The sequence below is a fragment of the Gardnerella sp. c10Ua_31 genome (genome assembly GCF_055700915.1).
This window is the reverse complement of sequence record NZ_JANUYG010000001.1, coordinates 384,128-396,374: the sequence shown is the minus strand read 5'-3', so window position 1 is coordinate 396,374 and position 12,247 is coordinate 384,128. Positions and strand designations below refer to the sequence as shown.

The following is a 12,247-nucleotide window of genomic DNA, read 5'->3' as shown; positions in this document are numbered from 1 at the left end:
TTGTTTATTTAATTTAACTTTTGCTTGCGATTGGAACATTTTATAACAAAAATCGCAAACTATTGCACAATAAAGAAACAATGATATATCTAAAATTATCCAATTGTAATGTTGATTTTCAAAATTATGGGGATAGAATTTTTGCTTGGTTGCATTTGAATAATTTTGAAAATATTCGCGCAATCCATGATTTACAACGACTGTAAAATCATGCCAAATACACAAAGGGAGGTAACTCAAGTGAAGAAGCTGATTCTTGATCTTGATACTGGTGTTGACGATACTCTCGCTATATCTTATGCTCTTGGAAGCCCAGAAATGGAGCTTATTGGCATAACTGGCACGTATGGCAACGTTTTAATGGAGCAAGGTGTTCGTAACGCGCTTGCAATCACAGACTTACTTGGGCATCCCGAAGTAAAAGTTTATAAGGGACTTTCGCACGCAAGCAAAAAAGATTCTTTTGAAGTTCTTCCAATTTCTGCATTTATTCATGGAGATAACGGAATTGGCGATGTTGAGATTCCAGATTCTGCGCGCAAAGCAGAGGATGAATCAGCTGTTGATTTTATTATCGATTCTGTAAAGAAATATGGCAAGGACTTGGTGTATGTTCCAACAGGACCAATGACAAATATTGCTGCTGCATTGAAGAAAGCTCCAGAAATCAAGGACGAAATCGGAAAGATTGTTCTTATGGGCGGAGCGCTTACCATTCATGGAAACGTAAACGCTTGGACCGAAGCGAATATATCTCAAGACCCAGATGCTGCAGATGTACTATTCCGCTCTGGTGCTCCAGTAACAATGATTGGTTTGGATGTTACTTTACAGACTTTGCTTACCTACAAGGAGACAAAGCAGTGGCGTGACCTTGGTGCAAAGGCTGGCAAGTTCCTTGCAGATATGACTGACTTTTACATTAAGGCATATGAGACAACGGCTCCGCACCTTGGCGGATGCGGTTTGCATGATCCTTTGGCAGTGGCTGTAGCTGTGGATCCAACGCTTGTTACAACGCTTCCAATCAATATGCAAGTTGATGTTGAAGGCCCAACTCGTGGACGCACAATTGGTGATGTTACGCGCTTGAATGACCCTGTTAAGACAATGCAAGTTGCTGTTGGTGTTGATGTTCCACGATTCTTGAACGAGTTTATGACGCGTATTTCTGGCTTGGCAAAAATCGCTGGCTGAGTGTGGATTTTACGAGTTTTAACTCCGCTTTTTGTTGTTCGACACGCCGCAAATCGCAACATTTTCCGCAATATACGACGTGCCTTATTTTCCAATGTAGAAACTAAAAATATTAATTGATTGGATTATTATGACTGAGATTGCAAAATCTAGCGCGGTAGACCCATATGAGGATCCAAAAACCCGCGACAAAGTGGCGATTTACTCGCTAATTTTACTTCTTATAACCTTTATTCTTGGAACATTGTGTTTGCAAGGATTTAATCTGGTATTCGATCAGATTGGTAAAGCTGTTGGCGCTCCTGATCAAGCTTCTCTTATTACGAGTTTGCCAATTATTGTTTTAGGCATTGTGTGCTTTATTTACGGCTCTTTGGGTGACTTTGTGTCGCTTCGTAGACTCATAACAATCGGACTTGTAACATTGTTTGTTGGATCGTTGTTTGGTTTTATTGCAAACTTCTTCTTCACTCCAAACTTGTGGACTGTTATTATTGCGCGTATTTTACAAACCGCTGGCGAGCAAGTAGCAGGTTCTTCCTTCCTTGTTATCGCAACTAAGTATTTGCGCAACGATCTTAAGGTAATTTTCTTTGGACTCTTTACTGCTGCTTATCAGCTTTCTGCTTCTATTGGCGTTTTTGCTGCTGGTGCTCTTAGCTCTATTGCTTGGCAGTATTTGTTCTTGATTCCTGCAATTACCATTCTGTTCTTGCCAGTTCTTGTTAAGTGCTTGCCTACAAAGAACGGTATTGGTGGAAAGATAGATAAGCTTGGCTTTACAGTGTTTGGTATTGCTGTTGCATTGCTGACTTTGTTCTTCTCGTACAAGGCATGGGGATTGCTACTTGGATCCATCGTGCTGTTTGTTGTGTTTGCTGGATACATTATGAAGGCAAAGAACCCGTTTGTAACTCCTGCATTCTTTAAGAATAAGCGTTGGCTTTCGGGCATTGTCTTAATATTCATCTTCTACTTTACTAACTATTGCATGCCTCCAATTTACAATGTTATTGGTGGAGCTTTGTATCATATGAGCACTGAGGCAGTTTCTTCCTACCTTGTATGGGCATTTGTTGTAGCAGCAGTGTTTGGAACATGCTCTGGAACAATTATCGGTTTCATTGGACGTAAAGCTGGCATTATTATAGCTGCTGTTCTTATGATTCTTGGATGGGTTGGAGCTGCTGTATTCATCAATTGCGGATTCCTTGTTCTAACTTTGTGTGCATGCGTCTACTACGCTGGTTGTGGACTTATGTATTCGCCAATCGTTTCAACGGTTCTTAGCGCATTGCCTGTTGAAGAATCGGGTCGTGGATGCGGTATGAACGATTTAGTTATGAATGTTACAGCATCAATCGGTATTTCCATTTTCAGCGGATTCTTTGGCGGAAACTTGCTAAAAGGATTCTCTTTTGCTGGAATCCAAGGCTTAGGTGCAGGTTATTCTAACTTGCTTATGATGGGCGCTATTGTAGCCTTTATTGGCTTAGTAGTTTACATTGCTCGCAGCCTTATGGTTAAAGAGTAATTATTATTTACTCAATATGTTAGTGGTCACTATCTTGCAGTCATCTTTGGCTGCGTGGATAGTGACCACTTTTTTGTAGTCTTATGCCGCGCATTTTTAAACTAACATAGTTTTTACGCTAACATAGTTTTTTCATACGCTGAATACTAATCTTTTGACATTGTATTGGTGAAGCTTATTTCTAATGATTATTTATTAGCGTTATAGCCAAAATCCTTACTTTTTAGTACTTCTTTCCACCATGATTCTCTGCCTAAAACAAAATCATCATCAACGTTCGCATTATAGTTTTCAAGAATTGAATATTGGAAATGGTCTTCAATATATTTGATTCCCTCAGTTTCAACTAGTTTTATAAGCTTTTCATTTCCGCCATGACCAGTTTCTAAATAGTCCTTCCATCGTTTTAGTAGCATTCCATTGTTTGAAGTTGCAGAGCCAACGTATAATTTACCAGTCTTCGTATCGGTTATTAGATATACTGCCTTTTGACTGCTTAGGGCTGCAATCCAATCATTATAACTGTTTTTAACAATACGTTTTAGATCTGAATATGAAAGTTTAACATTGTCGTATCCAGGAAAACTATCGTCTCTGAACGTGTCTGGTAAAATTTGAGAAACCTCTAAGTCGCTTTTAAGATTGTTAAGCCATCTAACTAATTGTTCATGTTTATTGTGGAATTTTACAATTACTCTTCCAAAATATTTTTCATATTCCTTTATTGGAGTTCCTTCATAGCCTATTCCTTTTTTGTCTACATTTAAATCTTTGCTGACGGTGTCGATTGTTGTTAATAGCCATTGATCTTTGTTTTTGGGCATACGTACTAAACATATTGCGATTTGTCCAACTTGGAATAGGGACTTATTACCCTTACAGTAAAGCCATTCTTTATTGATTTTCTCACGATCATCTTGATAAAGCTCAATGGGATCATAATCGCCATTATTCATATTAAAACGTATTTTTGTATTTGCTGCCTGTTCTTCTGTGAGATTTAGCAAATCGTTTAATTTAATCATTTGATTCCTAGCTTCTAAATTATCTGCATAAATCTTCGTTGGTTTTATGCATGTTTTAGTGCAATCATTGCGCTAGTTCTAAGTGTACTGCCACTATTATGTACACATGAACAGATTGAAGAATCTTTATCTAATTTTTTATAGACTGCGTCAATTATGTTATTTGTATCTTTTGTGGAAAGATTTATGCCATTCTCTATGTATATTAAGGCGCCACCTTTTATTAAATTGCTGTCTATGTTATCAATTTGCTCACTAATTTCATCAACGGCATTATTGAGGTCTTTTTGTTCTGATTGAACTAATTTTAGAACAGAGTCTTTTGCAACCAACAAAATATCTTCATTGCTTAAACCCATTTGATTGTTTGGGCTTGTTATGTTTTTTATAAATTCCATAGATTTATTTAATGTTGTGTTAGCATCTTCTGTATCAACTGGTGCAAAAATTAAATCTGTAGTAAGTGAGTCTTTGTTGTTTTTGTTAAATATAGAAGCAGTTAATTTGTAATCTTTATTGTTTTGCATCTTATTATATTCCTTTATTTATGTTGTTAGCTTTTGTGGAATATGACAATTATAAAATGTAAATACAATAGTTAAAACTACTTATGAAAATATTTATATTAATTGATGTTTATGGCTCAACTCGTGGACGCACAATTGGTGATGTTGCGCGCTTGAATGACTATGTTAATGCCACGCAAGTTGCTGTTGGCGTAAATGTTCCACGATTCTTGAACGAGTTTATGACGCGCATTTCTGGCTTGGCTAAAATCGCTGGATGAGTATGTGGATTTTTAACTTTTGTGCTATCAAATCTTTTTCATGCGCTGAATACTAATTGGGTATGCCGTTCCAAGCTCTTGCGCCCAAAGAGAAACGTAGAATTCTTCGCACATCCACTTTAGTTTTTGAGCTTTTTCTTGAGCTTCATCTCTATTAGGCCCAGCAGGCAAGCTTTCTGCTCTCTTTTGAGCTTCTAGTACAAGCTTATGAGCTTCATCTGCCTGCCAAGCCCATTGAACATCTCGATTTTTGTCTAACTTAGCTTTGTTAAGTCGAATCAAATCCGCATGTAAGTAGCGCTCTATTGAACTAAGTGCGCTAGAATCTGCTTTTGCAATGAATCCAGGAAAAACAAGCGAAGATGCGTGTTCTTTAATCGATTGAAGAACACTAAGCATTGGCAAGTCGGCTTTGCCGCTGACAGCAGACTCGACTTTAGCAAATCGCTCCAAAATAGCAATAACACTGTGTGCAACGCTATAAACCGTGTCTTCGTAAACTTCGGCAATATTTCCAACGGCTTCTTTAAGTTCAACATCGTTAGTAATTTTTTGCGTATTTGGTATAAGGCGCTTAATAGCAGCCATTTGCAAATCTTGAGCCAAATCTTTAGAAGACTTATAAGGTGCAGAAGCAAGTAGCAAAGCCTCGCTGCCGAGCCATCTAGATGTAATGCGCTTATCGTCTAAAATAAGCATGTTAAGCGCGCCTTGCCAAACCATTTGAGATCTAGAAAGATTAGTTGCTCCAGACTTGTGTAACAAATCTGCTCTCTCAACAACATTTCCAGCTTGTGCAGCTTTAATCGCTTTGCTATTAACAACATTTAATGCACACTCTTGAGCTGATTTTGCAAATCGATGCTGAAGGCTTATTAGCGACTTATCTGTTCCTAAAACAGTAGGCTTAATGCGCTTGTTGCTTTGATTATGCGAATTGTTTTGATTAGGTTTGTTTTTATTAGTTTTCTTTTGCTCAACGCTAAAAGTTACGCGCAAATAAGGAGATAGTCGTTGTAGCTGATCTTCGCTTAAAACTTCTGGGTGGATTTGTGCTCCAACAACACTAATCGCAGCTTTAGTAAAGACTTCGCTAAAGTCTTGCCAAATAAAATCTTCTTGCGGATTCTCATTTATTCCTGGAAGATAATCGTAGTTTTCGTCAATCCACTCGCGGATCTTACGCGCAGTATCTGGAGCTGGCACGAATTGCACGCGCAAAGTCTTAGGAAGAGACTTAATCATGCCAATAATAAGCTCGTCTAATAAGCCTGGCACATTCCAAGTAAACTCTTGAGGCTTAAGTCGCAAAAGCGCATGAAGTGGAACGTGTACGGTTACGCCATCTAGAGGATTATGCGGATCGTAAATGTAGCTTAAGCGCAAATTAATTCTCTGGCCGTCTGTTCCAATCGTATGCCAAGTATCGGGGTAGTCTGCTAAATCAGTGTCATTTGCGTATTGCAAGCGTTCAACACAATCTGGGTTAAAATCAAGAAAATGTGGGTCTTGAATCCTATAATTTTTCCACCATTTAGCCAAATCTGCAATGGTCGTAGCTTCTTGAGGAAGTTTATTATCGTAAAAAGTAAACAAATCCTCGTCGTTTACAGTTTCGCTTGCTTGCCTAGTGCGATTTGTTTGATTATCGGCATCGTTCAAAACGTTAATATTTGATGAGATAAAATCGTTGAATGGAAAACGCTGTTGAACGTTTCCTTCGACTAGGCCTTGACGAATCATCAATATTCTAGATTCGTAAGGATTGATTTTAGACCATTGAACAGTGCGGTTTTGCACAATAGGCAAGCCGTATAAAAGCACTTTCGATTGAGCAATTGCAGCACCTTTGCTTGCGCTCCAATGAGCATCTAAATATGTTACGCGAGTAAGGTTCTTAGCTAAAGACTCCGCCCAAGCAGGGTCTATTTGCGCGCAATACCTTGCCCAAAGTCTAGAAGTTTCAACTAATTCCGTACACATAATCCAAGAAGGAGTTGTTTTAGAAACAGATGAAGATGGGAAGATTGCAAACCTTGTGCTTCTAGCGCCTTGATAATCGTTTTTTGCCATTTTTTGAGCGCGCTTAATGGCACGAATTTTGGCTGTTCCGCGAAGTCCTGCAAAATCCGAAGCCTTAGGCTCGCGAATAACTTGCATGCCAATCATAGAAAGCAAGCCAGAAAGCATAGAAGCGTGGATTCCTTGATAATCCCAAGTGCAACAAAGACTGTGAGCTGCTTGTTGATTATTTGGCAATTGGCGTATTTGCAAAGACGCGCGTTTAATCGGCAGCGCTTCGCCAACATTATAATGAAGCTCCTTGCATAAATCTTTAAGCTGATTAACTAAATCTTTCCACTGTTTTAGGCGTAAAAAGTGGAAAAATTCCTCTTTGCAAAGTCGCCTTAGCGCGTTGTTGCTGATTTCGCCATCCGCCTGGAATATGCGATCCCAAATATTCAATGCTGTTAAAAAGTCACTTAACTCGTCTGCATAACGATTGTGTAATCTATCGGCTTCCTCGCGCTTGTCTTCTGGGCGCTCGCGCGGATCTTGCAAACTCAAAAACGCAACAATAACAAGAATCGCAGCTAAAGTATTAGGCGTAGTGTTTCGCGCAGCTTCAATAATCATGCGTCCAAGGCGAATGTCAATTGGAATATGACTAAGCTCGCGGCCGATGCGAGTCAAACTTATAACACCAGATTTTCTACTTATTGCGCCAAGCTCACTAAGCTCGTTAAAACCGTCGCTTACAGCCTTAATATCTGGAGGATCAATAAATCCAAAATTCGTTATATCTTCGCCAGTTTTAGCAACACCGACAGAGAGCATGTGCAAAACAACAGCGCCGAGTGAAGTGCGCAAAATCTCGGGATCGGTAAAGCGCGGGCGAGTATCGTAATCTTCCCTAGAATACAAGCGAATAGCAATGCCATCTGCAATTCGCCCACAACGACCAGAGCGCTGATCCGCGCTTGCTTGAGAAATAGGTTCTATAGGAAGACGCTGAACTTTAGCAGACTTAGAATAGCGCGAAATTCTAGCAAAACCAGGGTCTACAACGTAGCGAATATCAGGCACTGTAAGAGAAGTTTCTGCAACATTAGTGGCGATTACAATACGCTGATGAGTGTGATGCTCAAAAACGCGATGCTGGTCTTTAGAAGAAAGACGTGCAAAAAGTGGAACAATCTCAATGGCGTCACTGCGATTCATGTCGCTTGTGCGCGCACCGAAATAAGAACGCAACGATGCTTCAAACTCGCGAATATCGCGCTCGCCAGAAGCAAAAACCATAATATCTCGCGCGCCTTGAGTGTGTGTTGAATGAATAACAAGTTGAGCACATGCGCGAGTTACAGCAGAAGCAATGTCTTCATCGCAAATATCTCCGCTTTGCGAAAAACTAGAAAGACTTTGGCTTTGCGCAACGCTTTCATCATCCATAGCAATATCTGCAAAACCTGGAACATGCTTCATAAGCGAAGGCGCGCTTCCAAGCGACTCGTAAAGTACGCGCACGGGGTATGTTCGCCCAGAAACCTCTATAACAGGAACTTTAATGTGCAAAGCTTGCTCAAAATGGTCTTTGAACTTTGCAGAATCGATTGTTGCAGAAGTAATAATAAGCTTTAAGTCTTTGCGCTTTGGCAAAAGAGTTGTTAAATATCCAAGCAAAAAATCAATGTTTAGGCTGCGCTCGTGAGCTTCGTCAATAATAATCGTGTCGTAGCGCGTAAGAAGTGGATCGCGCTGAATTTGAGCAAGTAGAATACCGTCTGTAACTATGCGAAGCTTTGTTTTAGATGAGCTTTCGTCGTTAAAACGCACTTGGTAGCCGATTTCTTCGCCAAGCTTAACACCCATTTCGCTTGCGATTCTCTCGGCAACTGTGCGTGCAGCAAGTCGTCGAGGTTGTGTGTGAACAATTTGCTTTCCGCGACCGCCTCTGCCAAGCTCTAAAGCCATTTTTGGTATTTGAGTGGTTTTTCCAGAACCTGTTTGACCAGATACGATTACAACTTGCGACTCTTTAATAGCTTCAATAATCTGGTTGCGTGCGGAACAAATCGGCAGTTCACTAGGATAGTCAAAATTCATATTAAATCCTATTAAATCCTGCTAAATACTATTTTCTTAAGACTTCTATAATCCTGTATCCCTTAGAGCTTGCGTATTTTTCAACGCTAAAATCTTCCCCAAGATTTTTAGAAAGCCAAGGGATTAAGGAGTCGGAACCAAGATTTTTTTGAACAACCAAATAAGCAGCTCCACCAACTTTTAGGCGAGGAAGCCACGTGAGCAAAATATTGTGCAAAACGTCTTTTCCAACGCGGATTGGAGGATTAGACCAAATAAGATCAATGTCTTTTAGCTCATCTTCTTTTAGTTCTTTTAGCGCATCTTCTACAAGATAAGTGTGAATGTTATTTAATCCAGCATTTTTGGCATTAATATTAGTAAGTTCTAGAGCGCGCTCGTTAACGTCTACAGCGTAAATTTGCGCATTAGGAGATTCAAAACCTAAAGCCAAACTAATAGCGCCCCAGCCGCAACCGATATCGAAAAATCGCCCATTTTCTGGGGGTTGTGGAGCGTGTTTAAGAAGAACTGCAGTTCCTAAATCAAGCTTAGAAGAGCTAAAAACTCCGTTAGAAACTTGCACGCTAACTTCTCTGCCTCGCAAATCAACTTGTAAAGTTCGTCTTAAGTCTAAAGAATTTGGATTAGCGGAAAAATACTGTTCGCCGCTAGTCTTAGATTCTTTAGCATTTTTGTTTGTTTTAGTAGCATTAATGCTGCTCGTCTTTTTAGTTTTGTTAAAAGTGTTAATAGTCATTTTAGTGTTGGTTAAAAATTATGTCTTCTAGATTCACAATAATAAAACAAACGTTGTAAATCGCGTATTAACAGGGGATTTAGCGTTAGTAGTTAAAGCAAAATAGCAAAGGGCATAGTTTTGGTAGATACTTTAGCAAATAGTGATTTGGCAAGTGGTGATAATAATATGCCCGAGCATAAAAATGAGCATAAAGACTTTCTTTCAGGCCATAGTGAAGTTCTGCTAGACGATGCAAACGCTGGATCAAGCATAGAAAGTAACGACGAAGCTTGGCAAGAGCGTGAATCAAGAAACGCGTTAAAACGAGTTGCTGGTCTTGGAGAATTACAAGACGTAACCGAAGTAGAGTACAGAAAACTAAGGCTGGAACGCGTTGTTTTAGTAGGTGTGTGGTCTAGCGCTCGCGGAACTTTAAGCCAAGCAGAAGAGTCTCTTAGAGAGTTGGCGGCTCTTGCTAAAACAGCTGGAGCAGTAGTGTGTGACGGCATGTTGCAGCAAAGATACAGGCCAGATGCAGCAACGTATGTTGGTTCTGGAAAAGCTCGTGAACTTGCAGCAGTTGTGGCGCAAAATGATGCGGATACGATTGTTGTAGACGACGATCTTCCACCAAGCCAGAGAAGAGCTTTGGAAGACGCCACTAAAGTCAAAGTTGTAGACAGAACGGCTGTTATTCTAGACATTTTCGCTCAACATGCAACAAGCAGGGAAGGAAAGGCGCAAGTCGAGCTTGCTCAGCTTCAATACATGCTTCCGCGACTTAGAGGTTGGGGTGCTGCTCTTTCTAGGCAGGCTGGCGGTCGCGCTGCTGGAGACGCTGGAATAGGTTCTAGAGGCCCTGGTGAAACAAAAATCGAGATGGATAGGCGCGCAATTAGGAATCGAATTTCAAAATTGCGTCACGACATTGCGCTAATGGCGCCAACTCGCGAGACAAAGCGCGGATCTAGGCGTCGTCAAGATATTCCAACTGTTGCAGTAGTAGGGTATACAAATGCTGGAAAATCTTCGATTATAAATAGGCTTACTGGCTCTAAGGAGCTTGTAGAAAATGCGCTTTTTGCCACTTTGGATACTGCTGTTCGAAAGTCTTTAACTAAAGATGGTCGCGCTTATACGCTTGTAGACACGGTTGGTTTTGTGCGAAGGCTGCCAACTCAGCTAGTAGAAGCGTTTAAGTCCACTTTGGAAGAGGTTGGCCAAGCAGACGTTATTTTGCACGTTGTTGACGGTTCTCACCCAGACCCTGTTTCTCAAATTGAGGCAGTTAACGAGGTTTTGGCTCAAATTGATGGAGTGGAAGACATTGCGCAAATTATTGCGTTTAACAAGTCGGATGTTATGCAAGAGTCGATGCGTTTGCGTTTGCAATCATTGTACCCTGATTCTTTAATTGTGTCTGCTGCAAGTGGAACAAATATTGACCGTTTAAGAACGCGCATAGAAAATTTGTTACCTTCGCCACATGTTCACGTTAAAGTTAGGCTTCCTTATAGTGATTATTCTGGATCTTTGCTATCTAAAGTTAGGGAAAATGGCATTGTAAAATCAGTGGAATATAAGGATTCTGGCATAGAATTAGATGCTTTTGTTGGAGATTCTTTGGCCGCAAAACTTATGCAAATTGCGTTTTAAGCAAAACTCCTTAGGTGTGATTAAAGTAAAAACTGTTCATGCATATATCTCTATTATTAGAGCAGCCCTTATATTTTGAGTTATTTATTAGCTAGAGGGCTGATTCGGTTTGTGGAAAAGGGGTTTTCTAATGGTGAATTCTCAGGTTAAGCCAACAAAGCTTGCGATTATTGGTGCTGGCGCAGTAGGTTCTACGCTTGCGTTTGCTGCTGCTCAGCGCGGTGTTGCTCGTGAAATTGTGCTTGAGGATATCGCTAAGGAACGTGTTGAAGCAGAAGTGCTCGATATGCAGCACGGTTCTAGCTTCTACCCAGCTGTTTCGATTGCTGGCTCCGACGATGTTGAAATTTGCCGCGATGCCGATATGGTTGTTATTACTGCTGGCGCTCGTCAAAAGCCTGGCCAGACTCGCTTGGAGCTTGCAGGCGCAACCATCAATATTATGAAGTCGATTATTCCTAATGTTGTTAAGGTTGCTCCAAACGCAATTTACATGCTTATTACAAATCCTGTTGATGTTGTTACGCATGTTTCTATGAAGCTTTCTGGTCTTCCTGCTAATCAAATGTTCGGATCTGGTACAAACCTTGATTCTGCACGTTTGCGCTTCCTTATTGCTCAGCACACTGGTGTGAACGTTAAGAACGTTCACGCTTATATTGCTGGCGAGCATGGCGATTCCGAAGTCCCTCTTTGGGCTTCTGCAACTATTGGTGGTGTTCCAATGTGCGAGTGGAATGCTCTTCCAGGTCATGAGCCATTGGATGAAGCTAAGCGCGAAGAGATTCATCAGGAAGTTAAGAACGCAGCTTACAAGATTATTAACGGTAAAGGCGCTACAAACTACGCTATTGCAATGTCTGGCGTAGATATTGTTGAGGCTGTTCTTCGCGACACCAACCGCATTTTGCCAGTTTCCTCTTTGCTTGAAGACTTCCACGGAATCTCGGACGTTTGCATGTCTGTTCCAACTTTGTTGAACCGCAACGGCGTAAATTCTCGCTTGAATACTCCAGTTTCGGATCGCGAGCTTGCTGCTTTGAAGCGTTCTGCAGAGACTCTTCGTCAAGCTGCGGCACAATTTGGATTCTAATTAGCTTTCTGCTTTATGATTTAAGCGTTTATGCGTTTATGCTTAGCTGTTCGTAAAGCGCTAATTACTAAGATTTAAGTCTTGAAAGTCGCTCCTTCAATCATTGTTTTGGGGGAGCGGCTTTTAA

The 12,247-nt window shown here is 40.7% G+C and carries 8 protein-coding genes and 1 pseudogene; 5 read left to right on the top strand and 4 right to left on the bottom strand.

The features are described from left to right. Positions 1–240 precede the first annotated feature (240 nt). Complete coding sequence (locus NYP55_RS01580; RefSeq protein ID WP_472781521.1) at positions 241–1,197, top strand: nucleoside hydrolase; 957 nt, start codon at positions 241–243, stop codon at positions 1,195–1,197. A gap of 130 nt (positions 1,198–1,327) precedes the next feature. Continuing rightward, a complete protein-coding gene (locus NYP55_RS01575) occupies positions 1,328–2,731 on the top strand; it encodes an MFS transporter (RefSeq protein ID WP_102704975.1) in 1,404 nt (467 codons plus the stop codon). 188 nt (positions 2,732–2,919) lie between these two features. On the opposite strand, the gene NYP55_RS01570 is transcribed toward NYP55_RS01575, so the two are convergent. Then, entirely contained in the window at positions 2,920–3,756 is an 837-nt protein-coding gene (locus NYP55_RS01570) for a GIY-YIG nuclease family protein (protein ID WP_346284101.1), read from the bottom strand. Between the two features lie 44 nt (positions 3,757–3,800). Beyond that, positions 3,801–4,283: a hypothetical protein gene (locus tag NYP55_RS01565; protein ID WP_472781460.1), complete on the bottom strand. Its 483-nt coding sequence runs from the start codon at positions 4,281–4,283 to the stop codon at positions 3,801–3,803. A 104-nt stretch (positions 4,284–4,387) separates the two neighbouring features. Here NYP55_RS01565 and NYP55_RS01560 point away from each other — a divergent pair. Then, a pseudogene (locus NYP55_RS01560) lies at positions 4,388–4,543 on the top strand (nucleoside hydrolase); the annotation flags it as partial. A gap of 27 nt (positions 4,544–4,570) precedes the next feature. On the opposite strand, the gene hrpA reads toward NYP55_RS01560, so the two are convergent. After that, a complete protein-coding gene (gene hrpA / locus NYP55_RS01555) occupies positions 4,571–8,650 on the bottom strand; it encodes an ATP-dependent RNA helicase HrpA (RefSeq protein ID WP_472781459.1) in 4,080 nt (1,359 codons plus the stop codon). 28 nt (positions 8,651–8,678) lie between these two features. Further along, the gene (locus tag NYP55_RS01550) at positions 8,679–9,389 is read right to left on the bottom strand and encodes a class I SAM-dependent methyltransferase (protein ID WP_115757252.1); all 711 of its coding nucleotides are present in this window, start codon (positions 9,387–9,389) and stop codon (positions 8,679–8,681) included. A gap of 168 nt (positions 9,390–9,557) precedes the next feature. On the opposite strand from NYP55_RS01550, the gene hflX reads away from it, so the two are divergent. Both hflX and NYP55_RS01540 read left to right on the top strand, forming a co-directional pair. Next, on the top strand, positions 9,558–11,027 hold the full coding sequence (gene hflX, locus NYP55_RS01545) for a GTPase HflX (protein ID WP_472781520.1): 1,470 nt from the start codon (positions 9,558–9,560) through the stop codon (positions 11,025–11,027). Positions 11,028–11,157: 130 nt separating this feature from the next. After that, the gene (locus NYP55_RS01540; RefSeq protein ID WP_004130300.1) at positions 11,158–12,120 is read left to right on the top strand and encodes an L-lactate dehydrogenase; all 963 of its coding nucleotides are present in this window, start codon (positions 11,158–11,160) and stop codon (positions 12,118–12,120) included. The last annotated feature ends 127 nt before the right edge of the window (positions 12,121–12,247 follow it).

Excerpts from the sequence above, each read along its gene's own strand:
- NYP55_RS01575 (WP_102704975.1), top strand. The coding sequence starts at position 1,328 with ATGACTGAGATTGCAAAATCTAGCGCGGTAGACCCATATGAGGATCCA.
- NYP55_RS01570 (WP_346284101.1), bottom strand. The coding sequence starts at position 3,756 with ATGATTAAATTAAACGATTTGCTAAATCTCACAGAAGAACAGGCAGCA.
- NYP55_RS01565 (WP_472781460.1), bottom strand. The coding sequence starts at position 4,283 with ATGCAAAACAATAAAGATTACAAATTAACTGCTTCTATATTTAACAAA.
- hrpA (WP_472781459.1), bottom strand. The coding sequence starts at position 8,650 with ATGAATTTTGACTATCCTAGTGAACTGCCGATTTGTTCCGCACGCAAC.
- hflX (WP_472781520.1), top strand. The coding sequence starts at position 9,558 with ATGCCCGAGCATAAAAATGAGCATAAAGACTTTCTTTCAGGCCATAGT.
- NYP55_RS01550 (WP_115757252.1), bottom strand. The coding sequence starts at position 9,389 with ATGACTATTAACACTTTTAACAAAACTAAAAAGACGAGCAGCATTAAT.
- NYP55_RS01540 (WP_004130300.1), top strand. The coding sequence starts at position 11,158 with ATGGTGAATTCTCAGGTTAAGCCAACAAAGCTTGCGATTATTGGTGCT.